Here is a 23,381-nt window from a genome sequence, read left to right on the forward strand (position 1 = left end):
GGTGCGTGATCGGACTTAGGAAGACAGGACCGGTTCCGGCACCGCGTCAGTTTGCGCGGCTTTGAAATGCGTGGCCAACTGGTCAAAGACCGGCCCGCGTACGTCGGGTGCCTCCATCAGAACTTCGTGTTCGCCATCTGGGATTTCGACCAAAGTGCCGCTGGGCCAGTTCGCCATTCGGGCGCGGATGGCCTTGCGGTCGACGATCTGTTCATGGCTGCCCAGAAAGGTCAGACATGGCGTATCCGGAGCGGTCTGGTCCATCAACCAGGCGCATTCATCCAATGCTTCGCGCAGCCAGATGGTCGAAGGCGCGCCAAGCGCCAGTTCGGGCTGTGCAACCAGTTGATCCTTCATCATCTGGAACATGTCCGGATCGCGGGTCAGTACATTCCCCTCGAACGGTTGGGAGGCCACATAGCTTTCCAAGGACGTCGTCGGTGGTGTTTTTTCCCCCAACCCGATCCTAGGCCCCCAATAGGCTGTCAGACGGCTGAGCGGTTTCATGATCGGGGTAAAGAAAATGCCCCACATCGGCCCGGTAAAGGCACAGGCGGCAAAGCAGTTCTTTTCCAAGGCCGCGCGCATACCAATAGCCCCGCCCATGGAATGTCCGATCACGAACCAAGGCTTGGGCAGGTTCAGTTCGGTTGCCAGGTCCAGCGTGACCTGAACGTCCTGTTGATAGTCCGTGAACTGCTCGACATGCCCGACGCGCGGGTCATCCAGTAACCGGTCGGCCAGGCCCTGGCCGCGCCAGTCGACGGCCAGAAAGGCAAATCCGCGATCCGTAAACTCGGCCGCGCAATTGCCGTACTTTTCGATATATTCGGTGCGGCCGGGAAACATCATCACCGTGCCGCAGGTATCGCTTTCGGGCAGCCAGTGGCCCACCCGAATGCGTGTGTTGTCCGCTGTGTTCAGCCAATGAGCCTGACCACCGGCGGGGACGCCGGCCATGTCTGCAAAGAAAGGGGCCGGCGACAGGTCCATCAGGCCAGTGCCGATGCCAGTTGCATGGCAACGCCCATGTCACCGTCCACGGTCAGCTTGCCTGACATGAACGCGCCGGTGGGGTTCAATTCACCGCTGAGTATTTGTTCGAACGTATCCGCATCGGCGTTCATGGTGACGTCTGTTTCCTCGTCACTGACGCGCGCGCCGCTTGCGTCCAGAACGATTGAGCCCAGATCTGCGATGGCAAATTTTGCCGACGCGGTAAAATCGCCGCCAGACAGTTTTTCGTTCAACGCGGCTGCCGCTTTTTCCAGAGTGTCGCTCATGATTCTCCTCACTATGTTTGTGCGCCGGGAATGGACATCCGCGGGCGCAGCGCTACACTGAACGTTGTTATGAGCATTGCAAGCACCAATCTCAAAGGTATCGTCGCGGCAACAGCGCTTCTAGTCACGTTTTCCATTCCTTCTTTCGCCCAAACGGCGGATTCCAAGGATGAGGAACAGCTATTGCTGCAACTGTCGGAGGCAACCCCCGAACAGGCGATGAACATAGATCGTCAGCTCAAGGCGCTGTGGGCTCAGTCTGGTTCGGCCTCGGCGGATCTGTTGCTTGAGCGCGGGCGCGAGGCGCTGGAGGATGGCGACTCGCTGGCTGCGATCCAGCATCTGACTGCGCTGACTGATCACGCGCCGCAATTCGCCGAAGCCTGGCACGTGCGGGCATCGGCCTTTTTTGGGATCGAACGTTTCGGTATGGCTGCGGCTGATCTGGAATACGCCCTGACGCTGAACCCCAACAACTACGAGGCTATCTACGGATTGGGACTGATTTTTGAGATCGTCGATCGACCCGACAAAGCGCTGGACGCTTATGAGCGTGCTTTAGCTATACATCCCCATCACGAAGAAGTAACCAATGCCGTGAATCGACTGAAGCCCCGGGTCGAGGGCTCGGCCCTCTAACAAGCTGGGGCAGGGGGCAAAGGTGAGCGGGTCATCCCGAATCGTGGCCGTACTGGGCCCGACCAACACAGGCAAAACCCATTACGCGATTGAGCGGATGCTGGGGCACCGGACGGGTGTGATCGGCCTGCCGCTGCGTCTGCTGGCGCGCGAGGTCTATGACAAGATCGTCGCGATCCGCGGACCGTCGGTCGTTGCCCTTGTAACGGGTGAAGAGCGGATCGTTCCGCCGCGTGCAAAGTATTGGGTTTGCACTGTTGAGGCGATGCCCGAAGGTATGGGCGCAGATTTCGTAGCCATCGACGAAATCCAGCTGTGTGCAGATCCCGAGCGCGGACATGTTTTCACCGACCGTCTGCTGCGGTCGCGCGGAACGAACGAGACGCTGTTTTTGGGCTCTGACACTTTGCGAGGTCCGATTGCGGCGCTGGTGCCCGAAGTGCAGTTCATTCGCCGTGAACGAATGTCTCAGCTGGTTTATTCCGGCTCGAAAAAGATAAGCCGCATGCCCGCACGTAGTGCCATTGTCGGGTTTTCGATCGATAACGTCTACGCCATTGCCGAGCTGCTGCGCCGCCAAAAGGGCGGTGCCGCCGTCGTTATGGGCGCGCTCAGCCCGCGCACCCGGAATGCGCAGGTCGAGCTGTATCAGAACGGTGAGGTGGACTACCTCGTTGCAACTGACGCCATTGGGATGGGTTTGAATCTTGATGTGAACCACGTGGCGTTTTCGTCGCTGACCAAATTCGACGGTCGTAGGATGCGCCACCTGGCCCCCAATGAACTGGCCCAGATCGCAGGCCGGGCAGGGCGCGGGATGTCCGATGGTACATTTGGCGTGACGGGTGAGGCCCCTCCGCTGGACGACGGGGTCGCGCAGGCGATCATGGACAGCCGGTTCACGCCGATGAAAAAGCTGAATTGGCGGAATGCTGCTTTGCGGTTTGGCTCGGTTGAGGCCCTCATCGACTCGTTGGAAGTCAGCCCGGACAGCGAACATCTGATCAAGGCCCGATCCGCAGACGACCTGAACGCTCTGAAATCGCTGTCTCAGGAGGCCGAGGTCATCGCCCGCGCCAGCGATGGGCCGTCCGTCCGATTGCTGTGGGATGTGTGTCGAATACCCGATTTTCGCGGTATCAGCCACGCAGAACACGCCAGCCTGCTTGAGGTGGTCTATGGTCATCTGCATGAACGCGGCGCTATCCCTGACGAGTTCATGGCGCGGCAAATCCGCCGCATCGACAAAACAGATGGGGATATTGATGCACTGTCCAAAAGGTTGGCATATATTCGCACCTGGACATATGTTGCGCAACGAAACGGATGGGTGCGTGACGAATCACATTGGCGCGCGGAAACGCGCATTGTAGAAGACAGGCTGTCGGACGCTCTGCATGATCGTTTGACTCAGAGATTTGTGGACCGGCGCACGTCAGTGTTGTTGCGCCGGCTCAAACAGAAGGAGGCCCTTTTGGCCGAAGTAAATGACAAGGGTGAAGTGACCGTCGAAGGAGAATTCGTCGGTCGTCTGGAAGGGTTCCGGTTTACCCCGGACAAAAGCGCACAGGGAACCGAGGCGAAAGCTTTGAAATCGGCCTCTCTGCAAGCACTCGCACCGCAATTCCATCTGCGTGCAGACCGCTTCTACAACGCGCCCGATACCGAAATTGATTTTACCGATCAGGGTGGCCTGATGTGGGGTGAGTATGCTGTGGGCAAGCTTGTTGCCGGGGCAGAACCCCTCAGGCCGATGGTCGAGGTTTTTGTGGATGAGGCCGCAGGCCCGGATGTCGAACAGAAAGTGCAGCGCCGTTTGCAGCACTTCATAGACCGCAAGGTTGCGGCGTTGTTCGAGCCGTTGCTGAACCTGTCGCGCGACGAAGAGTTGTCAGGTCTGGCCAAAGGGTTCGCCTTCCGCATGGTTGAAGGGCTGGGCGTTCTGCCCCGCGCAGGTGTTGCGCAAGAGGTCAAAGATCTGGATCAGGACGCCCGTGGAGCCCTGCGCAAGCACGGTATCCGGTTTGGTCAGTTCACAATCTTCATGCCGCTTCTGCTGAAACCCGCGCCTACGCGTCTGCGTCTGGTTCTTTGGGCGCTGGCCGGTGGATTGCAGGAATTCCCTGACGCGCCGCCTCCGGGTCTGGTCACTGTTCCGGTCGCCAAAGGTGCGCCCGAGGGCTACGATACCATGTGCGGTTACCGCGATGCCGGCGAGCGTTCGATCCGCATCGACATGCTGGAACGTCTGGCAGACATGCTGCGCGCCGAAGACAGCCGGGGTGGTTTCGAGGCCAAGCCCGATATGCTGTCGATCACCGGCATGACGCTTGAGCAGTTCGCGGATCTGATGCAAGGTCTGGGCTATAAGGCCGAGCGCGGTGAGCGTGAAAAGGTCAAAGCCGCACCGGTCGAAGCCGAAAAGCCCGCGACCGATGTGACGGAACAGCCTGCCGCCGAAGAAACCCCGACACCCGAGGCGCCAGCCGAGGCCACCGAAAGCACCGAGGCGGTAGCCGAGGCTCCGGCAACCGAACCCGCCTCAGACGAGACCGAAGTTGAGCTGTTCTACACTTTCACCTGGGGTCGTCAGCGTCCAGCCAATCGCGCTCCGCGTCGTGAACAGCGGCAAGGGCAGGGGCCGGGCAAAGGCAAGCCGCGCGGTAAACCGCAGGATGGTCGCGGCAAGCCGCAAGGTAAGAAGGGTGGCAAACCGCAAGGTGGCAAGACCTTCTCGTCGCGTCCGCCCCAAAAGGAAAAGGCGATCGATCCCGATAACCCGTTTGCAGCAGCGCTTATGGGTTTGAAGGACGGCAACTGATCTGCGATGGCCGAGGCCAAACTGCGGATCGACAAATGGTTGTGGCAGGCGCGGTTCTTCAAGACCCGCAGCCTGGCCGCCAAACAGGTCAGTGGCGGCCATGTCCGATTGAATGGAAACCGGGTTCTGAAACCGGCGCAGGCCGTCGGACCCGGTGACGTTCTGACCTTCCCCCAAGGCCGTATCGTGCGCGTAGTACGCGTCGAAGCACTGGGGGAAAGGCGTGGTCCGGCGACCGAGGCACAAACGTTATACTTCGATATGACGGAAAAGAAGGACGTGCCTCCTAAGAATCCGGGATTTGAGGGAAAGGGTCGTCCAACAAAGAAAGATAGGCGCGCGCTTGATCTTTCTCGCCCCCGGGATGGTTGATCCTACCTTGAAGAGAAGGCCAGACTGAATTAGCTAGACGCCCAAACCGAGAATGGGAATCCCACAATGACCTATGTCGTCACCGAAAACTGCATTGGCTGCAAATACACCGACTGCGTCGAAGTGTGTCCGGTGGATTGTTTTTACGAAGGTGAGAACACATTGGTCATTCACCCCGACGAATGCATCGACTGTGGTGTGTGTGAACCCGAATGCCCTGCGGACGCCATTCGTCCCGACACTGAGCCTGGAATGGAACAGTGGGTCGAGTTCAACCGAAAATTCTCGGAACAATGGCCCGTTATCGTGACCAAGAAAGACCCCTTGCCTGAAGCGGAAGAGCGTGACGGCGAAGAGGGTAAAATGGAGAAGTATTTCTCCGAAGCACCTGGCGAAGGCGGTTAAGCGATTCGGTAACTGAACCGGGTGGTTTGAATAGCGGTCTTCAGCTGTATCGCTTTGAAAAGTCTGGGGTTTCTTCACCATTGTGGGGGGCGGACTTTCGGGTGTCGCAATTTTGTGATATACTCATAAACTGAATGATGAATGAGATGGGGATGACTCCGTAAGTATGTACGCTTTGGAGTTCTGATTTTTTGACAAACTTAACGCCTGACTGGGCCAGATAGTGGCGCGGTTTGGGGTCTTTTGTTGTCTCTGCCTCTCTCTCGTAACCAAGGATGAACCTGTATGTCTAAGTCGAAAAAGCTTGAGTTCCGCCCGAACGATTATGTTGTCTACCCCGCCCATGGTGTGGGCCAGATCATCTCGATCGAAGAGCAGGAAGTCGCGGGATACTCGCTCGAGCTGTTCGTCATTTCTTTTGAAAAAGACAAGATGACCCTGCGGGTGCCGACCAACAAGGTTACCGAATCCGGCCTTCGGTCCCTTAGCTCTCCTGACGTTATAAGCCAGGCGATGAGAACGCTGAAGGGTAAGGCCAAGGTGAAACGCGCAATGTGGTCGCGCCGCGCGCAAGAATATGAACAAAAGATCAATTCCGGTGATCTGATCTCGATCGCTGAAGTTGTGCGCGATCTGCACCGCACTGATGACCAGCGCGAGCAGAGCTATTCTGAACGTCAGCTGTACGAAGCCGCGCTGGAACGCCTGACCCGCGAAGTCGCGGCTGTGTCCGGCGCAGGGGAAGTATCGGCGGCTAAGCAGATTGATGAGGTTCTGACCTCGCGCGCGGCCGCGGCTGCCTGATCGCTTTTCAAGTCAATTTTGTGGCCGCTCCCGAAAGGGGGCGGCTTTTTCACGTTGGTGGCTTGGTGAAAGCGCCGTTTACGGCTAATTTTCCAGCAAGAAGAGGCGCGTAGACAGTGAACCTAAAACAGACAGTTAAATATTTATATATCGGCCACGACCCCATTTCCGTCTGGTTTCGCTATGGCTTGATCCTGTTTGACGCGATCACCATCGTTTTCTTTGTCGCTACGGCAAATGGCGAACACGGCACGGGATTCACCGTTGCCAGCCTGATCATTGGGTTCTTCATCGTGCTGGATTTCTCGGCGCGGATGTGGATTTCGAAGGATCGTTGGAAACTACTGCGCCAAGTCTACACGATGGCCGACATTGTTGTGATCGTCTCGCTGTTTCTTGATCTGTTTCTACCTTGGAATCTGGCGTTCCTGCGTATCTTACGAGCGCTACGCCTGATCCATTCCTATCACCTGCTAAGGGATCTGCGACGGGACAGCGATTTTTTCCGGACGCATGAGGACGCAGTGATCGCGGCGATCAACCTGTTGGTGTTCGTGTTTGCCACGTCCACCGCAGTTCTGGTGTTCTTCATCCCGGAAAACAGCCCGCACGCCTATATCGATGCGCTTTACTTCACCATGGCAACCCTGACGACCACCGGATTCGGAGACATCACACTGGCGACCCCGGGGGGCAAATTGTTTTCGGTCTTCATCATGATCGTCGGGGTGGCGTTGTTTGTCCGGTTGGCGCAGGCGATTTTCATGCCGCAGAAAGTGCGTCACAAATGCTCAAACTGTGGCCTCTACCGTCATGACCCTGACGCAGTTCACTGCAAGCATTGCGGCGAAACCCTGAGGATCGAAACAGGCGGGACGACTTAGAGCGTTGCAACCAATGCCAAAAGGAACGCAAGCTCTGCCAGTTGCTGCGAGGCACCAAGGACGTCCCCCGTTTGTCCATTGATTTTGGCCTTGGCGACGAGTGCCAGGATTCCAACGATCAGCGCTGAAAAAACCGTTGCCATCAGTGTGCTTGGTCCAATCAGCAGCAGCGATAAGATGACCGCAAGGCCAAAGCCTGTCGCCACAGTCTCGGCCTTTGGGCCGCCGACCGAATGGCTCAACCCGCTGTTTCTGGCGTTGGGTAAAGCTGCCATGAGGATGGGCATGACTGCGCGTGAGATGATGCAGGCCGCCAGAATACCCGCAAATGCGTTGGCCGACAGAAGCGCCGCGATCAGCGCGACGCGCAGCAGTTGGGTAAAGGTCAGAGTTAGAACGCCGTAAGCACCAATATGGCTGTCCTTCATGATTTCCAGGCGGCCTTCGGTGGTGAACCCGCCCCAAAATCCGTCAACCGTGTCCGCAAGCCCGTCTTCATGCATCGCGCCAGTGGTGATCACTAGCACCGCCGCAAGTATTACGGCGCTGGCGAATGCAGGTAGGCCGAATGCACTGGCCGTCCAACCGACGGCACAGGCCAACGCCCCGACGACCAGCCCCACCAAGGGAAAAGCCCAGGTCGCATTGGCCTGCCGCGCAAACAGGTATTCCGGCAGGCGCGGCATCGGCAGACGCGTCAACAGGACCAGCGACAGCGGAAAATCCCACGCGGAAAACAGTTTGGTGTCGTTTTTGTTCACTCCCGCGCCTTTCGGGGTCTTGTTGGATCGGACGCTTCGGTTAAACACACAGGACCACTCTGATGCAACGAGGCTTTGGATGCTGCCGGAATTAAAAGACCTGAATACCCTTCGCGAGGCCCTGAGTAACGCTCCGGGACCGGATGGCAATGCGCTGCAAGGTGCTGCTGAGCGTAACGGACAACTGACTAAACCTCCCGGCGCATTGGGCCGGCTTGAGGATTTGGCAATTTGGTATGCGAGCTGGCGTGGGGATGCCCGGCCGCAGATCTCTGCTCCTCAGGTCATCGTATTTGCGGGCAATCATGGCGTCACAGCGCAAGGCGTGTCGGCCTTTCCGCCCGAGGTGACCGTTCAGATGGTCATGAACTTTGAACATGGCGGCGCAGCGATCAATCAGCTGGCCAAAGCGGCGGGCGCGACGATGAATGTGCACGCGTTGGATCTGGATCGACCGACCGCGGATTTCACCGCTGGTCCCGCGATGTCCGAAGAAGAATTGCTTGAGGCCCTGCGCGTGGGCTGGACCGCCGTGGACCACAATGCCGATTTGCTTGTGGTTGGAGAGATGGGTATCGGCAACACGACCCCGGCGGCTGCCATCGCATGCGCTTTGTTCGGTGGCGACGCCGCAGACTGGACTGGGCGTGGCACTGGGGTAGACGATGCCGGTTTGGCCAACAAAATACGCGTCGTGGCCGAAGGCATCGCCTTGCATGGCGGGTCGGGTGACGGGTTGGAAATCCTGCGCCGTCTGGGCGGGCGTGAAATCGCGGCCATGGCCGGGGCCATCGCCGCTGCGCGTGCCTTGCGTATCCCGGTTATTCTTGACGGCTTTATCTGCTCGGCGGCTGCGGCCTGTCTGGCAAACATGTCCGAGGGCGCATTGGATCACACGATTGCAGGCCACCAAAGTGCAGAAGGCGCGCACGCAGCGGTATTGGCCAAGTTGGGCAAAGAGCCATTGTTGAGCCTTGGATTGCGTTTGGGCGAAGGCTCGGGCGGGGCGCTGGCGATCAACATACTTAAAAGCGCGGTCGCGTGCCATTCCGGCATGGCGACATTTGCCGAAGCGGGTGTTTCGGACGGCTGATCACACCGCCTGATCCGGCAGGGCCGGGTCAGGCTGATCTCTTTGCGTGTTTCTCGGCCAGTTCCAGCAGCTCGGTTTCCAGGTCTTTTTCAAGCTGCCGCGCCCGTTCGATGTATTTCTTGTTGTCACCGGTCGGCATACCAGGGATCCACAATTCTGCCAGATCACGCACAGAGGCGCGGTCGTGGTGGTAGAACGTCTGCTCGGCCTGAGCCGCCTCGTATTCGCTCAGACCTACGTTTTCCAGGACATAGCGACCTGCCCGTAGTGATCCGTCGAACATCTCGCGGACAATGTCATTCGCTCCGGCCTGATACAATTGGTAGACATGGGTACGATCTCGTGCGCGGGCCACAATGTGCAAATCCGGTCGCTGACGCCGGGCAAAGCCGACCAAACGTGTGACTTGCTTGGGGTCATCCATCGCGGCAACCAGAACAGAAGCTTTTTCAAGCCCGGCGGCACGCAGCAGTTCTGGCCGCGTGGGGTCACCCAAAAACCCCTTGACGCCGAACCGTCGCATCAACTGGATTGTCTCGATATCATGGTCCAGTACGACGGTCTTGAACCCGCTCGCGCGGACCAACCGGTTCACGATCTGACCAAAGCGCCCAATGCCAGCGATGATGACCGGGCCTTTTTCGTCGATCTCATCGGGCTCGGCCTCGGGGACGCCATCACCCATACGGCGCGACAGCAGATCGAAGATGATGAACAGCAGCGGGGTGATCAGCATTGTAAGGGCAATAATCATCAACAGTTTTTGCGATAAATCAGGTGGGATGACGTTTTGTTGCGTTGAAAAGGCCAACAGCACAAAGCCGAATTCGCCTGCCTGCGCCAAACCCAATGTGAACAACCAGTGATCTCGACCGCGCAGCCGGAACGCGCGACCGACCAGATACAGGATGATCCCTTTAGCCAGTATGACCAGTAGTGCCAGACCGATCAGGTCCAGTGGGTCGTTGAAGAAATAGCCAACGTCAATCCCGGCGCCGACCGTGATAAAGAACAGCCCCAGGAAAAGTCCCTTGAACGGTTCAAGGTCGCTTTCCATTTCGTGGCGGAATTCTGAGCTTGCCAGAACAACACCCGCTAGAAACGCGCCCAGAGCAGGGGAGAGTCCGACTAGTGTCATCAGGAAGGAAATGCCCACGACGATCATCAGCGCCAGCGCCGTATACATTTCGCGCAGCCTAGTGGCGTGGATGAACCTGAACAGTGGACGCGTCAGGTAGATGCCAGCCAGAATGACGAAGGCAACTGCGCCGATGGTAACCAGCGTAACGGCCCAGCCGGGCAGACCCTCGACAAGTGACAAGCTATGATGTCCGGCCTCATGCAGCGCATCCGCGCCGCGGTCGATTGAGCCGTCGTTTTCGATATGAGGCATTGCAGGCAGCGCCAAAAGCGGCAGCATCGCCAAAATGGGAATGACCGCGATATCCTGCGTCAGAAGCACCGAAAACGTCGCCCGACCTCCATTTGTCTGCATCAACCCCTTTTCCGACAACGTTTGCAGAACAATTGCTGTGGATGACAGAGATAAGGTTAACCCGACGGCTAGTGCGACCGACCAAGGGTGATTTGCATATATGGCAACTGCAGCGATGACTGCGGTGGACAACAACACCTGCAGACCGCCCAGTCCAAGAAGCCGGTCTCGCATGTCCCACAAAGCGCGCGGCTCAAGCTCTAGCCCGATCAGGAACAGCATCATGACCACACCGAATTCCGCTACATGCTGCAGGCTTTCGGTCTCGGCCCCCACAAGCCCGAACACAGGGCCAATGACGATGCCAGCGGCCAGATAACCAAGAACTGAACCCAACCCCAGACGTGCCGACAAGGGCACTGCTATCACGGCGGCAGCCAGATAGATTGAAGCCTGGTAAAGGAAATCGTCCATGTTTGTCCTCTCGGTCCGGTCAGGTGGGCAATGGCGCGTCGCGTTTGAGTTGGTCCATCACGATCTGGCTGTGCACACGTGCCACTGCAGGATGCGGCAGTATCACCTGGTGAAGCAAGCAGTTGAGCGCGGAAAGATCGTCGCAATAGACGTGCAGCAGGTAATCTGCCTCTCCGGTCATCGTCCAGGCGCTGGTGATTTCGGGGCGGGTGTCGACCATGCGGGCAAAACTCGCGGATTGTTCCGGGCCATGTGTGCCTAAATGCACCTGAATGAACCCTTGGACCTGCAGGCCAAGTTTTAGGGGATCCAGCCGTGCCGCATATCCGGTGATATAACCTTCGGCCTCAAGCCGCTGACGGCGGCGCCCGGCCTGGCTTGGTGACAGGTTCAGCATTTCACCCAATTGATGCGCGGTCAGATGTGCGTCCTTTTGCAGGGCAGACAACAGTCGCGTATCGGTGGAATCCAGCATATGCGGAATTTCTCCAAATTTTCCCAAGTTCATGCGTGATTTACGCATATGATTATAGTTTACACGAAAACTATGCGCAGAAACAGCGCTCGGTAAGGCGTATTTTGGAATCAGCAAAGAAATTCCTGTTTTTACGGAGACGCGCCATGGGTCCTTTCCCGCACAACGCCCCGAAATCTGTCATCAGCCCTGAAAATCCAGCCGGAACCGATGGGTTTGAATTTGTCGAATTCGCCCATCCCGAGCCGCAAGAACTGCGCGATCTTTTCACCAAAATGGGGTTCGAGTTGGTCGGACACCACACGGACAAGCCTATGGTTGAGCTGTGGCAGCAGGGGGACGTGACCTACATCCTGAATGCCGACCCGGAGAGCTTTGCCGCCAAGTTCGTGGCCGAACACGGCCCCTGCGCCCCTGCCATGGGATGGCGTGTCGTGGACGCGCAGAAAGCCTATGAACACGCGGTGTCAAAAGGGGCCGAACCTTATGACGCGGCGGACAAGACCATGAATGCACCGGCGATCAAGGGTATTGGCGGTTCGCTGATCTATTTCATCGATCAGTATTATGAAACATCGCCTTACAATCAGGAATTCACCTGGGACAAACAGTCCAAACCGCGCGGCGACGGGTTCTATTACCTCGATCACCTGACGCACAACGTGTACAAAGGCAACATGGACAAGTGGTTCAAGTTCTACGAGAGCCTGTTCAACTTCCGTGAAATCCGCTTTTTTGACATTCAGGGCAAATTCACCGGGTTGTTTAGCCGCGCCCTAACATCGCCCTGTGGTCGTATCCGTATTCCGATCAATGAGGACCGTGGCGAAACCGGGCAGATCGTATCATACCTCAAGAAGTACAAGGGTGAAGGTATTCAGCATATCGCCGTGGGTAGTGAAGATATCTACGCCTCGACCGATGCGATTGCGGAAAAGGGCCTGAAGTTCATGCCGGGTCCGAACCAGGCCTATTACGACATGTCCAAGGAACGTGTCGTGGATCATGATGAACCTCTGGACCGGATGATCAAGCACGGCATCCTGATTGACGGCGAGGGTGTGCTGGACGGTGGCGAGACCCGGATCTTGCTGCAAATCTTCTCGAAAACCGTGATCGGCCCGATCTTTTTCGAGTTCATTCAACGCAAAGGTGATGATGGGTTTGGCGAAGGGAACTTTAAGGCCCTGTTCGAATCCATCGAACGGGAGCAGATCGAAAGCGGCGAAATTTCAGCTGCTTAACGGCGTAAGTTAAGTCACCAAAGGGCGGTCGGGGATATTCCTCGGCCGCTTTTGTTTTTTGAACCGTCAGCTCCGCGGCATTTTCAGCGTCAGGTTTCTTCCGCGCTTTTGGTAGCGCAATTCGCTGTCGCCAATGGCGATAACATTGCCGCCGTCCAGCCTGTCTCCGACTTTCAGTTTTTTGTAACGACCGCTGGGCAACCGGACCAGCGCGCGCCGATTGGCCGGGGTCCCGTAAACCCCAATCAGGTTCAGCTTGCGCAAGTTAAGCGCATTGTCGATGGTCGCCTGCCGCGCAACCGAGGCGGTCGACGGGATTTTCGGTGCCACGGCCTTTGGTTGGAAAGAACCAGCTTCGTCCGAGCTTTGATCGACCGCTGCAGTCGATCCAAGGTTGGCGGTGCTTGTGTTTGTACTTGCCGGGCGGGCAAGTCCGGCTGGTCGTGTTTTGGGGCGCGGAACGCGAACGACTGCCAAAGCCGTCGGCGTTTCGTCGATTTGAGGGCTGCTTTGCAGGGACTTGGGGCGCAGTTTAGGACGCAGAACCGCCAGTTCTTCGCGTGTGCGTCCGCCAAGTTGTTGCCGTTCAAAGCTTTCCAGCAAATTGGCGGGGCGGGGATTCGGGCGTTTCTGCGCTAAGCGGGCTGTTGGATCTTCCTCAATCGGCTCTTGTTCGAACCGAACCGGAACTGCAGGGGGAACCTTGGCGGGCCGGCCAAGGTAAACGACCACCCCGTCAGGGTTCAGGGTCCCTTCGGCTGAGGGAGTAACGAGGCCGCGTTCGTCCAGATCAAACTGGACTCCGGCCTGAGCGGGCAGGGCGTTTTGTTCAAACGGCAGGTCAGTTTCAAAGCTGCTGACGGGCGGAAGCGCCACCGCGTCCTGCGACAAATCAGTGCTGTCCAGGGATGCTAGATACAGGTCCTCTGGCGGCTCCAGGACCGGATCGGGCAAAGGTTCGGGGGCGAAGATCTGGATGCCTGCTCGTGACGAGATTTCCGCTGGTTCTGGCTCTTGTCCCACCGGTTCGACCTGGGTCGGTGCCACGTTCAGCGCTTCGAGGATTGCAGCATCGGTCGCGCTGAGATCAGCGGCGGTTTCTTCAACAGGTTTGGTTTGCGGCTCTTCCTCTGGCGCGGTTGCGGCCGCCTCAGGTTCGAATTCAAGCTCGGGATCGCTGTCAACCTCCTGTGTTTGGGCGATCTGTTCGTCAGGTACGAGGTTTGGCACAGTTTCTTCAATCGAAACCGCCTCGGCCACTGAGGATTCGGTGTCGTCAGATCCAGTCAACGACCACACGGTCAGGGCAATACCAGCAACGAGAGCGGCCGCCGCGGCTGGAACGGCGTAGCGGTTGATTGGGGGTGTGGATTTCGTTTTGCCAGCAATATTCGCGAGGGGCGCTGAACGAAACTCCGTCGGGGTCTCAGTATCAGCGATCGCGTGAATGGTAGGGCCATCATCTTCTTGGGCAGGTTCTTCACCCTCAGCGGGTTCCACTGCTGCAGTCGCATCGGGCGCGGAAGGAACCTCCGTTTGGTCTTGGGTTTCAGCGATCGCCCGATCGGCAGCAGCTTCATTTTCTTTTGCGGATTCTTCTACTTCAACCGTTTCTACTGCGCGGGTCGTGTCGGGAGCTGAAGGAAACTCTGTCGGGGTCTCGGAATCTGCAATCGTGTCTGCGATTGGGCCTTCATCAGTTTTGGCAGAATCCTCAACCTCGAACGGTTCCGCAGCAATGACCGTGTCTTGGGTATCGATCTCGAACCGAGGTTCAGACGGATATTCCTGACCCTCGATCGGGGTTGAATACTGCACCGGAACAAACCCGTGCTCGGCGGCAAATGTCCGGGCCTCATCCAGGGTTTGCCTGGCGACAGCAGCAATATGGGTTGTCGGACCGATGGTTGCGGTGTCAAAGGCGAGCTCATCCAGCGCATAGGGAGTTGCCTCGGTCAGTTCCGCTCGCACTTTTTCAGCGCTTTCCTCGAGGCTTAGGCCCTCTGTTGATACGGACAAAAACCGCACCTGATCCGCTGGTATCACCAGCTTGCAGTTCAGGTCGTTTTCAAGGGCAAAGCCCTGATCCCGCAATGCGATGATCTGCGTATTCAGGTCGGGCGCATCCGGAGCAACCTCGCCAATGCAGAACCAGTCACCATCCGAATGGTGGTGCAAGGATATTCCGGTCGAAGAAAAAGACAGCGCAAAGGCGGGTTTCATAATCCGGAAAAACCATAGTTGTCAGCATCTGTGCAAACGATCATTCGTCCGCAGAGTGACACTAAAGCAGGATCCCGCCGAGGGAAAGAAAAAGCCGGTCTTTCCCCTTGTTCGGCAGACCCTCGCCACCCCATGTTGGGAGAAAGAAAATTGGAGGGAAGACCTTGAATAAAATCGCTTTTCTAGCTGCAGTTCTGACGATGTCAATTGCGGGCATGACCCATGCGGAAGAACGTCGCATCACCGTTGACGCGGCGGGAACCGTGCAGGCCGCGCCTGATATGGCGACTATTACTCTGGGCGTGACCAATGAAGACGCGCAGGCTTCGAACGCGATGAAGGCCACTTCGGAATCAGTGTCTCAGGTCCTGAGCCGGTTGCAGGAGCTTGGCATCGAAACGCGTGATGTGCAGACCCGCGACTTGTCTTTGTCGCCGGTCTGGAACAATCGTAACAGCGCAAGCGGCGACCGGCCCGAAATTTCGGGATTTGTCGCCTCGAACCGAGTGGTGGTGCGCGTGCGTGACCTGACACAGCTTGGTACAATCATGGACGCAGTCATCCAGGACGGGGCCAATAACTTTGGCGGGCTAAGCTTTGGCGTACAGGATCCGAAACCGCTGCAAGCGCAGGCGCGCGCAAACGCCGTAGCCGAAGCGACCGCCAAGGCCGAGCAGTTGGCACAGGCGGCTAACGTGACACTCGGACCAGTTCAAGAGATCAGCGAACAGGTCGGTGGCGCGCGCCCCGTGGCCATGATGCGGGAATTCAGCGCTGCGGATGCAGGTGGTGTACCGGTCGCAGGTGGCGAGGTGTCCGTTTCGGTCACCGTCACAATGGAATTCGAAATCTCTGAGTAACCTCAGACGCTTGCGCGGGCCTTCAAAGGTTGCCTTTGTTGGCCCGTCTGGTCAAAGTTGTCCGGCGAGAGCCAATCCTCAAAGGCGCTGCGGATGCGGGGCCATTCGCTGTCGAGGATGGAATACCACGCCGTATCCCGGTTGCGACCTTTGTAATGGGTGGCCTGTCGGAAAATACCTTCAAAGGTAAAGCCCAAACGCTCGGCCGCGCGACAGGACGGCGCGTTCAGCGTGTCGCACTTCCATTCGTAACGGCGATAGCCCAACTCATCGAACACGCGCTGCATCATCAGGAACATAGTCTCGGTCGATTGCGGGCTACGCTGCAACAAGGGTGAGAAGTGGATGTGTCCCACCTCAATCGCACCCGCCGCCGGGTCAATCCGCAGGAATGAAGCCATACCCACGGGCGTATCGTTGCTGTCCAGTACCGTGTGGAACATCGGATCGGAATCCATGCAGGTCTCACGGGTCCAATCCTCAAACTCGCGCTCGCCGTCGAACGGCCCATAGGGAAGGTACGTCCAGTTGTGGCCATCCGTGTCGTTGGCAAACGCCCGGAATAACCCGGGCGCATGCCTATTCACATCAAGCGGGACAACGGAACAATATCGGCCCTCCATCGGCGTGTAAGGTGGTGTCGGGCGAGGGAAATCGCCCGTTACCGGCAATCCGATGGGTTGGCCCAGATCATTGGTGTTGTGCCCGCTCATGGATTAGGCCGACGCTTTGGCCAGCGCCTGATCAAGATCGGCGATCAGGTCATCTGCGTCTTCGATACCAATGGACACCCGCACAACGCCGGGGCCAGCGCCTGCGGCCTCTTGCTGTGCTGGGGTCAGCTGCCGGTGCGTGGTCGAAGCCGAGTGAATGATTAGCGACCGTGCATCACCCAGGTTGGCCACGTGGCTGAAAATCTCTAGCGCGTTGACCAGTTTGATACAGGCGTCATAGCCACCTTTGACCGCGAAGGTGAACAGGGCACCCGCGCCCTTCTTGTAGTGCGCTTTGACCCTGTCACTGTAGGGCGAAGACGGCAGCCCGGCATAAGTGACGTATTCCACGCGGTCATCTGCCTCGAGCCATGCGGCGATCTTTTGAGCGTTTTCGACGTGACGCTCCATCCGCAGGGACAGGGTCTCGATCCCCATCAGCGTGTAATGCGCCGCCTGCGGGTTCATGGTCATGCCCAGATCACGCAGGCCAATGGCGATGCCGTGGAAGGTGAACGCCAGTGGGCCAAACGTCTCATGGAATTTAAGCCCGTGATACGCCTGCTCCGGTTCGCTGAGCGAGGGGAACTTATCATTTGCGGACCAGTCGAACTTGCCCGAATCCACGATGCAGCCGCCGGTGACGGTGCCGTTGCCGGTCAGGTATTTGGTAGTCGAGTGCACCACCAGCGTCGCGCCATGCTCGATCGGGCGGCACAAGTAAGGCGTGGCCGAGGTGTTGTCGACGATCAGCGGAATGCCCGCCGCATCGGACACATCCGCCAGCGCGCGGATGTCAGTGACATAGCCGCCGGGGTTGGCAATGGATTCGCAGAACACCGCACGGGTGTTTTCGTCGATAGCGTCTTTGACGGCGTCCAGATCGTCGGTGTCGACAAACTTGGCGGACCAGCCAAAGCGTTTGATGGTCTGGCTGAACTGAGTGACCGTACCGCCATACAGACGGGTCGAGGCGACTACGTTGCAACCGGGCCCCATTAGCGGGAATAGCGCCATGATCTGTGCCGCGTGGCCTGATGAGCAGCACACGGCACCGACGCCGCCTTCCAGCGTGGCGACACGTTCCTGCAGAACGGCCACGGTGGGGTTGGTCAGGCGGGAATAGATGAAACCAACCTCTTGCAGGTTGAACAGGGCAGCCGCGTGATCCGCGTCGCGGAACACATAGGCTGTTGTCTGATAGATCGGTGTCTGACGCGCGCCAGTTGCGGGATCGGGCCGGGCGCCCGCGTGAATTTGAAGCGTATCAAAACCGTAGGTGGGGCCGTCAGACATCTTGGAAATCTCCTGTTGGAAAGTGCGTTGCTGAATCTCTAGGCGATTGGGCGCGCGCAGACAACATTCCTGTCAGCGCATCCAAAGACCATTCTTGCGTATCGTGTTGCGAATAACCTGCTCGCGTTTGGGAAGGTTCTCGCGGTCGAACATATCCCTGATTTTGTGACCCTTCCGTTGCAGAACCAGCTTCTTGATCGGGTCATATCCCTTGAGGACCTTCTTGACCCGGTTTGGCGCAACCACGGTTTCCAGCACCTCTACAGCGTGATCGCTTTCACGGGCGTAGAGTAGGGGGAACAGGCGGTAATGACAGCTGACCGATCCGTCCAGAAGGCCCGCAGGCAGGGCATCGCGACCGCCGTCGAACGAATGGATCACTAGCGGCAGTGCAGCCTGATCCAGCCATGGGTCAAAATTCTGTCCAGCCATCTCGGAGATTTCGCCGTCGCGGATCGTGCGGGCATAGTCCAGAAAGCGCTTTCCGAAGGTGTGAGGGCAGGAATGAAAGAAAAACCCGGCATTGAAGTACAGATAGCGCCGCCAGTAATCCACAGGTTGGCTGGTATCCAGCGAGCTGTCGAAATCCAGTCCGAACCTTTGATAAAGCGCCTTCCAGATCCCATCCAGTCCAGGACCATACAAGGTTGGTTTGGGCCAGGTTCCTTCGACCATTAGCGATGCGCCGGGGCGGTCAAAGTCGAAGGGGACGCTGGTCAGATCGCCGGTGATCAGTGTGTCACTGTCGAAAAACACAAAGGGCTCACCCTCGGGCATGGCCAGCAAAGCTTCGATCTTGTTGCCATAAGGGTAGCTGGCGCCGAATATTTTGTTTTCGAACGGCAAGATCTCGGCATCCAGCTGACGGAGTGCTTTCAGCAGATCCTCGTTCTGGATTGTAGGGTCCTGCGGCCAGCGTGGACCGGGTTGTGGAACAGCCACGAACAGTCGACCGGAAAAATCAGGGCTGCTGTGCCGCAGCGAGGCGGCAAACAAAAGGGCTTCGTATTGCAGACGGTTGTTTTGCCCGATGATAACGATGTTGAATTTCGGGGCGCTGGCCTGCATCCGGTGACTTTCAGTACTTGTGGGTGCCGTGGTCCGGCGCTGCTCGGGTTTCTTGTCGGACGTACAGTATGCAGGCGCGCCCGTCAAAACCAGATGCGATGCGTGCAATTTGAAAAATGTCGGCGCAATCCCATGTTAGGGACACGTCCCCGTTCAGGAGTGCCCCCATGAGGATCAACGCAGATTTCACCAAACGTGTTGCAGTTCATTTCGACCAGAATGAATGGATCGCGTCCCCCGCCGCCGGTGTCGAACGCAAGATGCTGGATCGCATCGGCGAGGAGGTTGCCCGCGCAACGACAATCGTACGTTTTGCTCCGGGCAGCGCGTTTTCGGCCCACACACATGACGGGGGCGAAGAGTATCTGGTTCTGGACGGCGTTTTTCAGGACGAAACCGGAGATTTCCCGGTCGGCAGTTATGTGAGAAACCCTCCGACCTCGTCGCATACACCTTCGGCTAAAGAGGGGGCGACGATCTTGGTGAAGCTGCATCAGTTTGACCCGGATGATCGGACAGAGGTACGCCGCTCGATCAATGGTCAGGGGAATACTCAACTGTTCAAAGACGCGCATGAAGATGTCCGCGTGTTCAATCTTGCGGCGGGCGAGGCGTTGGATCTGGACGCGTCGCACGGAATGGAGCTGTTTGTGATCGAAGGCTCGCTGAGGGAATCTGACGAGGATTTCACGACCTGGGACTGGCTGAGGTTGCCTCCGGGCGCGCGATCTACCGCCGTGGCGGGTGCTTCGGGAGCGCGTGTTTGGACGAAAATAGGGCATTTGGCTCAGATGGTCTGATACGTTCGCTGCAAGAAAAACAGGCAGAAACAAAGGAAAACCGGGTCGATTGGTCCGGTTTTTTCATTTTTTGACCAATTGGCAAATTTTACCATTTGATAAAAAATTACTTTGTGGCAAGCTGAGGCCACAACAAACATATCTACAGGGAGTAGAGTGATGGCACAGGGCCAGATTGCCCCCGGCATTGTCTCCGGGCGGCTGTCCAGCGATGAGCTGACCTCGAATTTCACGGATTTGCATCCGCCACTGGCCCCTCATGAGGCCGCCGTGGCAGCGGATCGGTGCTATTTTTGTTACGACGCACCATGCGTCACAGCCTGTCCGACAGACATCGACATTCCGCTGTTCATGCGCCAGATTCAGGCTGGTCAGCCCGAAGCGGCGGGTGAGACCATTTTGGCGCAGAACATTCTGGGCGGCATGTGCGCCCGCGTTTGCCCGACTGAAACGCTGTGCGAAGAAGTCTGCGTGCGCGAAACCGCCGAAGGTTCACCGGTCGAAATCGGTCGTCTTCAGCGCTATGCAACAGACAGTGTGATGGTTGGCGGAAGTCATCCGTTCCAACGGGCCGCACCAACCGGCAAAACAGTTGCCGTAATCGGGGCAGGGCCTGCGGGTTTGGCCTGTGCGCACCGGCTGGCCATGTTTGGGCATGACGTGGTGATCCACGAAAGCCGCCCCAAGCCGGGTGGGCTGAACGAATACGGGATCGCAGCGTATAAATCGACCAACGATTTTGCTCAGACCGAAGTCGACTGGCTGCTGAAAATCGGCGGAATCTCGATTGAGACCGGTTCAGTTCTGGGCGAGGGGATCTCGCTGAAAGGGCTGGCCGAGAACTATGATGCAGTGTTTCTGTCTATTGGTCTTGCCGGGGTGAATGCCTTGCGCGCCGACGGGGTGGAAAAAGATGGTGTTCGCTTCGCAGTGGATTTCATTTCGGACGTGCGTCAGGCCTCTGATCTGGTTGATTTGCCCGTGGGTCGCAACGTGGTCGTCATCGGCGGCGGCATGACTGCAGTGGACGCTGCGGTGAAGTCGAAACTGTTGGGTGCCGAACATGTCACCATTGCCTATCGCCGTGGACGCGACGCAATGGGGGCCAGCCGGTACGAACAGGACCTCGCAGCCTCGCACGGCGTCAAGATCATGACCAATGTGCAACCTGTGGCCATCCATGGAAACGGGGCCGCGGTCGAGATCGAGTTGGAGTATACTGCCAGCCATGATGGGCAACTGACCGGCACCGGGGAAATGATCCGCTTGCCTGCAGATCAGGTACTCAAGGCCATTGGCCAAAAGCTGGACGGCGCGCCGGAAGGGCTGAAGCTCGACGGCAACAAGATTGCTGTGTCTGGTGCCGGGCGTACCTCGATGGCGGGTGTCTGGGCTGGGGGCGACTGTGCGGCGGGAGGCGAAGACCTGACCGTGACCGCAGTGGCCGAGGGCCGTGATGCCGCGATGGACATCCACGCAACTCTGGTTTCGTGATAGGGTGGGGTATTCACCCCATTCCTTTCGCTGCTGAGGTATTCCCATGTCCCAGATCGAACAAGCCGTTGCCCAACACTATACCACCGGAGCCTTGACTGACCGCGTTCGCGCGGCGCTTGAGGCCAGTGGGATTGACCCGGACGCGGCCACTGTGGCCGATCTGAAGGCGGGGGATGAGTTCCACACCGGCGGCGTTCTGGCGACAGACAACCTGTTTGCGCAATTGTCACCGACCCACGCGACCCGTGTGCTGGATGTCGGCTGCGGCATCGGTGGGACGTCGCGGTACATCGTGGATCGCTATGACTCGACCGTGACCGGGGTCGACCTGACGCCAGAATTCGTTGAAACAGCTACCGCCCTCAGCGATCTGGTCGGGCATTCCGACAAGGCCAGTTTTCACGTCGGAAGTGCTTTGGACATGCCGGTGCCGGATGCAGGGTTTGATCTTGCCGTCATGTTGCATGTGGGCATGAACATCAAAGATAAGGCCGGGCTGTTCGTAGAAGTTTCGCGCGCGCTGGCCACAGGCGGGACATTTGCCCTGTTCGATGTGATGGGCGGGGATGTGGACGAACCGCTGTCCTTCCCGCTGCCATGGTCAACGGTGTCCGAAACCTCGTTTGTACATGCACCGCAGGTCTACAAGGACGCCGCGGGTGCCGCCGGTCTGGAACTGGCCGCCGAGACCGACCGCACAGAGTTCGCGCTGAAGTTTTTCGAGGATGTCTTCGCGCGCATCGCCGAAAGCGGCCCGCCGCCCCTGGGCATCCACCTGATGATGGGCGAGACGGCGCCCGAAAAGTTTCAAAACTACGTCACGAACCTCAAGGCCGGGCGCATTCGTCCGACCGAAATGATATTCAAGAAAACCGGCTGAGCCGGGAAGGGAGAAGCTATGGCCGATCTGACAACAAACTTTCTGGGCATTTCCAGCCCCAATCCTTACTGGCTGGCCTCAGCGCCGCCGACGGACAAGGAATACAACGTGCGCCGCGCTTTCGAGGCCGGATGGGGCGGAGTCGTCTGGAAAACGCTCGGGTCCGAGGGGCCGCCGGTTGTTAACGTAAACGGGCCGCGCTACGGCGCGATCTATGGCGCGGACCGTCGATTGTTGGGTCTGAACAACATCGAACTGATCACGGATCGCCCGCTTGAGGTGAACCTCGAGGAAATGGCGCGGGTTAAAGCCGACTACCCGGATCGCGCGCTGATCGCCTCGATCATGGTGCCCTGCGAAGAAGAGGCCTGGAAAGCCATCCTGCCGCGTGTCGAAGAAACCGGCGCGGATGGGATCGAACTGAACTTTGGCTGCCCGCACGGGATGAGCGAACGCGGAATGGGCGCAGCAGTAGGGCAGGTGCCGGAATATATCGAGATGGTCACCCGCTGGTGTAAGAAATACTATGACCGGCCCGTGATCGTGAAGCTGACGCCAAACATCACCGATGTTCGGAAGCCTGCTGAGGCGGCAAAAAACGGCGGCGCGGATGCAGTGTCACTGATCAACACGATCAATTCAATCACCAGCGTCGATCTGGACACGTTCAGTCCGGAACCGTCGATTGATGGCAAAGGCAGCCACGGCGGGTATTGTGGCCCAGCGGTCAAGCCAATTGCCCTGTCGATGGTGTCCGAGATCGCGCGCGCCGAAGCCACCCATGGCCTGCCGATTTCCGGCATCGGGGGCGTGACCACATGGCGCGATGCGGCAGAGTTCATTTCGCTGGGCTGTGGTAACGTTCAGGTGTGCACGGCTGCTATGACCTACGGCTTTAAGATCATCGACGAACTGACCGCAGGTCTGTCCAAGTGGATGGACGAAAAAGGGTACACAAACGTGTCCGAGATTGTCGGTCGTGCGGTTCCAAACGTGACCGATTGGCAATACCTGAACCTGAACTACGTGGCCAAGGCCAAGATCGATCAGGACGAGTGCATCAAATGCGGTCGCTGCTATGCCGCGTGCGAAGACACCAGCCACCAGGCGATTTCCATGTCCGATGATCGGGTTTTCGAGGTCATGGATGACGAATGCGTCGCCTGTAATCTGTGCGTGGATGTTTGCCCGGTCGACGGCTGCATCTCAATGGTGCCAATGACGGCCGGAGAGGTCGATCCGCGGACCGGTCTGGAAGTTCAGCGTGATTATGCCAACTGGACGACGCATCCAAACAATCCGATGGCCAAAGCTGCCGAGTAACTCGGGTACTGAAAACATGAAGGGGCCCGAA

The 23,381-nt window shown here is 58.0% G+C and carries 22 protein-coding genes; 13 read left to right on the forward strand and 9 right to left on the reverse strand.

What is annotated here, in order from left to right:
- Positions 1 to 15: 15 nt before the first annotated feature.
- Both DK510_RS10665 and DK510_RS10670 read right to left on the reverse strand, forming a co-directional pair.
- Complete coding sequence (locus DK510_RS10665; protein ID WP_109312056.1) at positions 16 to 993, reverse strand: alpha/beta fold hydrolase; 978 nt, start codon at positions 991 to 993, stop codon at positions 16 to 18.
- Positions 993 to 1,283, reverse strand: coding sequence for an SCP2 sterol-binding domain-containing protein (locus DK510_RS10670; RefSeq protein ID WP_058273875.1), 291 nt, complete (start codon positions 1,281 to 1,283; stop codon positions 993 to 995). The genes DK510_RS10665 and DK510_RS10670 overlap by 1 nt, the downstream gene beginning before the upstream one ends.
- A gap of 69 nt (positions 1,284 to 1,352) precedes the next feature.
- Between DK510_RS10670 and DK510_RS10675 the strand changes: the two genes are divergently transcribed.
- The 6 genes from DK510_RS10675 to DK510_RS10700 all read left to right on the forward strand — a co-directional run bounded on the left by DK510_RS10675 (position 1,353) and on the right by DK510_RS10700 (position 7,208).
- On the forward strand, positions 1,353 to 1,922 hold the full coding sequence (locus DK510_RS10675; protein WP_233494683.1) for a tetratricopeptide repeat protein: 570 nt from the start codon (positions 1,353 to 1,355) through the stop codon (positions 1,920 to 1,922).
- A gap of 22 nt (positions 1,923 to 1,944) precedes the next feature.
- Entirely contained in the window at positions 1,945 to 4,743 is a 2,799-nt protein-coding gene (locus tag DK510_RS10680; protein WP_109312057.1) for a helicase-related protein, read from the forward strand.
- Positions 4,744 to 4,749: 6 nt separating this feature from the next.
- A complete protein-coding gene (locus DK510_RS10685) occupies positions 4,750 to 5,115 on the forward strand; it encodes an RNA-binding S4 domain-containing protein (RefSeq protein WP_109312058.1) in 366 nt (121 codons plus the stop codon).
- 66 nt (positions 5,116 to 5,181) lie between these two features.
- Positions 5,182 to 5,520 carry a ferredoxin FdxA gene (fdxA, locus tag DK510_RS10690; protein ID WP_058273871.1) on the forward strand — a complete coding sequence of 113 codons (339 nt, stop codon included), beginning with the start codon at positions 5,182 to 5,184 and terminating at the stop codon, positions 5,518 to 5,520.
- 285 nt (positions 5,521 to 5,805) lie between these two features.
- Entirely contained in the window at positions 5,806 to 6,324 is a 519-nt protein-coding gene (locus tag DK510_RS10695; RefSeq protein ID WP_058277666.1) for a CarD family transcriptional regulator, read from the forward strand.
- A gap of 116 nt (positions 6,325 to 6,440) precedes the next feature.
- On the forward strand, positions 6,441 to 7,208 hold the full coding sequence (locus DK510_RS10700; protein WP_058277667.1) for a potassium channel family protein: 768 nt from the start codon (positions 6,441 to 6,443) through the stop codon (positions 7,206 to 7,208).
- Here the strand turns inward: DK510_RS10700 and cobS are convergent.
- On the reverse strand, positions 7,205 to 7,969 hold the full coding sequence (cobS, locus tag DK510_RS10705) for an adenosylcobinamide-GDP ribazoletransferase (RefSeq protein ID WP_109312183.1): 765 nt from the start codon (positions 7,967 to 7,969) through the stop codon (positions 7,205 to 7,207). The genes DK510_RS10700 and cobS overlap by 4 nt on opposite strands.
- A 79-nt stretch (positions 7,970 to 8,048) precedes the next feature.
- On the opposite strand from cobS, the gene cobT reads away from it, so the two are divergent.
- Complete coding sequence (gene cobT, locus DK510_RS10710; RefSeq protein WP_109312059.1) at positions 8,049 to 9,062, forward strand: nicotinate-nucleotide--dimethylbenzimidazole phosphoribosyltransferase; 1,014 nt, start codon at positions 8,049 to 8,051, stop codon at positions 9,060 to 9,062.
- Between the two features lie 28 nt (positions 9,063 to 9,090).
- Here the strand turns inward: cobT and DK510_RS10715 are convergent, their stop codons facing one another.
- Both DK510_RS10715 and DK510_RS10720 read right to left on the reverse strand, forming a co-directional pair.
- Positions 9,091 to 10,971 carry a monovalent cation:proton antiporter-2 (CPA2) family protein gene (locus DK510_RS10715; RefSeq protein WP_109312060.1) on the reverse strand — a complete coding sequence of 627 codons (1,881 nt, stop codon included), beginning with the start codon at positions 10,969 to 10,971 and terminating at the stop codon, positions 9,091 to 9,093.
- 19 nt (positions 10,972 to 10,990) lie between these two features.
- A complete protein-coding gene (locus DK510_RS10720; RefSeq protein ID WP_109312061.1) occupies positions 10,991 to 11,446 on the reverse strand; it encodes an Lrp/AsnC family transcriptional regulator in 456 nt (151 codons plus the stop codon).
- 146 nt (positions 11,447 to 11,592) lie between these two features.
- On the opposite strand from DK510_RS10720, the gene hppD reads away from it, so the two are divergent.
- The gene (gene hppD, locus DK510_RS10725) at positions 11,593 to 12,690 is read left to right on the forward strand and encodes a 4-hydroxyphenylpyruvate dioxygenase (RefSeq protein ID WP_109312062.1); all 1,098 of its coding nucleotides are present in this window, start codon (positions 11,593 to 11,595) and stop codon (positions 12,688 to 12,690) included.
- A gap of 66 nt (positions 12,691 to 12,756) precedes the next feature.
- On the opposite strand, the gene DK510_RS10730 is transcribed toward hppD, so the two are convergent.
- Complete coding sequence (locus DK510_RS10730; protein WP_109312063.1) at positions 12,757 to 14,913, reverse strand: hypothetical protein; 2,157 nt, start codon at positions 14,911 to 14,913, stop codon at positions 12,757 to 12,759.
- A gap of 164 nt (positions 14,914 to 15,077) precedes the next feature.
- On the opposite strand from DK510_RS10730, the gene DK510_RS10735 reads away from it, so the two are divergent.
- Positions 15,078 to 15,773, forward strand: a complete 696-nt coding sequence (locus DK510_RS10735) for an SIMPL domain-containing protein (RefSeq protein ID WP_160116500.1) — start codon at positions 15,078 to 15,080, stop codon at positions 15,771 to 15,773.
- 2 nt (positions 15,774 to 15,775) lie between these two features.
- Here the strand turns inward: DK510_RS10735 and DK510_RS10740 are convergent, their stop codons facing one another.
- From DK510_RS10740 to DK510_RS10750, 3 genes are all read right to left on the reverse strand, one after another.
- Positions 15,776 to 16,486 carry a GNAT family N-acetyltransferase gene (locus DK510_RS10740; RefSeq protein ID WP_109312066.1) on the reverse strand — a complete coding sequence of 237 codons (711 nt, stop codon included), beginning with the start codon at positions 16,484 to 16,486 and terminating at the stop codon, positions 15,776 to 15,778.
- Positions 16,487 to 16,489: 3 nt separating this feature from the next.
- A complete protein-coding gene (locus tag DK510_RS10745; RefSeq protein WP_109312068.1) occupies positions 16,490 to 17,782 on the reverse strand; it encodes an O-acetylhomoserine aminocarboxypropyltransferase/cysteine synthase family protein in 1,293 nt (430 codons plus the stop codon).
- 72 nt (positions 17,783 to 17,854) lie between these two features.
- Positions 17,855 to 18,850, reverse strand: a complete 996-nt coding sequence (locus DK510_RS10750; protein WP_109312070.1) for a hypothetical protein — start codon at positions 18,848 to 18,850, stop codon at positions 17,855 to 17,857.
- Between the two features lie 167 nt (positions 18,851 to 19,017).
- Between DK510_RS10750 and DK510_RS10755 the strand changes: the two genes are divergently transcribed.
- The 4 genes from DK510_RS10755 to preA all read left to right on the forward strand — a co-directional run bounded on the left by DK510_RS10755 (position 19,018) and on the right by preA (position 23,350).
- On the forward strand, positions 19,018 to 19,650 hold the full coding sequence (locus DK510_RS10755; protein WP_109312072.1) for a cupin domain-containing protein: 633 nt from the start codon (positions 19,018 to 19,020) through the stop codon (positions 19,648 to 19,650).
- A 159-nt stretch (positions 19,651 to 19,809) separates the two neighbouring features.
- The gene (locus DK510_RS10760; RefSeq protein WP_109312074.1) at positions 19,810 to 21,144 is read left to right on the forward strand and encodes an NAD(P)-dependent oxidoreductase; all 1,335 of its coding nucleotides are present in this window, start codon (positions 19,810 to 19,812) and stop codon (positions 21,142 to 21,144) included.
- Positions 21,145 to 21,190: 46 nt separating this feature from the next.
- Positions 21,191 to 22,027: a methyltransferase domain-containing protein gene (locus DK510_RS10765; RefSeq protein ID WP_109312076.1), complete on the forward strand. Its 837-nt coding sequence runs from the start codon at positions 21,191 to 21,193 to the stop codon at positions 22,025 to 22,027.
- Positions 22,028 to 22,045: 18 nt separating this feature from the next.
- Positions 22,046 to 23,350, forward strand: a complete 1,305-nt coding sequence (gene preA / locus DK510_RS10770; protein WP_058277679.1) for an NAD-dependent dihydropyrimidine dehydrogenase subunit PreA — start codon at positions 22,046 to 22,048, stop codon at positions 23,348 to 23,350.
- The last annotated feature ends 31 nt before the right edge of the window (positions 23,351 to 23,381 follow it).

The organism is Ruegeria sp. AU67, assembly GCF_900312795.1.
Lineage (GTDB): Bacteria > Pseudomonadota > Alphaproteobacteria > Rhodobacterales > Rhodobacteraceae > Ruegeria > Ruegeria atlantica.

Bases quoted from the DNA above. Each gene is read 5' to 3' on its own strand.
- DK510_RS10665 (WP_109312056.1), bottom strand. From the start codon at position 993: ATGGACCTGTCGCCGGCCCCTTTCTTTGCAGACATGGCCGGCGTCCCC.
- DK510_RS10670 (WP_058273875.1), bottom strand. From the start codon at position 1,283: ATGAGCGACACTCTGGAAAAAGCGGCAGCCGCGTTGAACGAAAAACTG.
- DK510_RS10675 (WP_233494683.1), top strand. From the start codon at position 1,353: ATGAGCATTGCAAGCACCAATCTCAAAGGTATCGTCGCGGCAACAGCG.
- DK510_RS10685 (WP_109312058.1), top strand. From the start codon at position 4,750: ATGGCCGAGGCCAAACTGCGGATCGACAAATGGTTGTGGCAGGCGCGG.
- fdxA (WP_058273871.1), top strand. From the start codon at position 5,182: ATGACCTATGTCGTCACCGAAAACTGCATTGGCTGCAAATACACCGAC.
- DK510_RS10695 (WP_058277666.1), top strand. From the start codon at position 5,806: ATGTCTAAGTCGAAAAAGCTTGAGTTCCGCCCGAACGATTATGTTGTC.
- cobT (WP_109312059.1), top strand. From the start codon at position 8,049: ATGCTGCCGGAATTAAAAGACCTGAATACCCTTCGCGAGGCCCTGAGT.
- DK510_RS10715 (WP_109312060.1), bottom strand. From the start codon at position 10,971: ATGGACGATTTCCTTTACCAGGCTTCAATCTATCTGGCTGCCGCCGTG.
- DK510_RS10720 (WP_109312061.1), bottom strand. From the start codon at position 11,446: ATGCTGGATTCCACCGATACGCGACTGTTGTCTGCCCTGCAAAAGGAC.
- hppD (WP_109312062.1), top strand. From the start codon at position 11,593: ATGGGTCCTTTCCCGCACAACGCCCCGAAATCTGTCATCAGCCCTGAA.
- DK510_RS10730 (WP_109312063.1), bottom strand. From the start codon at position 14,913: ATGAAACCCGCCTTTGCGCTGTCTTTTTCTTCGACCGGAATATCCTTG.
- DK510_RS10740 (WP_109312066.1), bottom strand. From the start codon at position 16,486: ATGAGCGGGCACAACACCAATGATCTGGGCCAACCCATCGGATTGCCG.
- DK510_RS10745 (WP_109312068.1), bottom strand. From the start codon at position 17,782: ATGTCTGACGGCCCCACCTACGGTTTTGATACGCTTCAAATTCACGCG.
- DK510_RS10750 (WP_109312070.1), bottom strand. From the start codon at position 18,850: ATGCAGGCCAGCGCCCCGAAATTCAACATCGTTATCATCGGGCAAAAC.
- DK510_RS10755 (WP_109312072.1), top strand. From the start codon at position 19,018: ATGAGGATCAACGCAGATTTCACCAAACGTGTTGCAGTTCATTTCGAC.
- DK510_RS10760 (WP_109312074.1), top strand. From the start codon at position 19,810: ATGGCACAGGGCCAGATTGCCCCCGGCATTGTCTCCGGGCGGCTGTCC.
- DK510_RS10765 (WP_109312076.1), top strand. From the start codon at position 21,191: ATGTCCCAGATCGAACAAGCCGTTGCCCAACACTATACCACCGGAGCC.
- preA (WP_058277679.1), top strand. From the start codon at position 22,046: ATGGCCGATCTGACAACAAACTTTCTGGGCATTTCCAGCCCCAATCCT.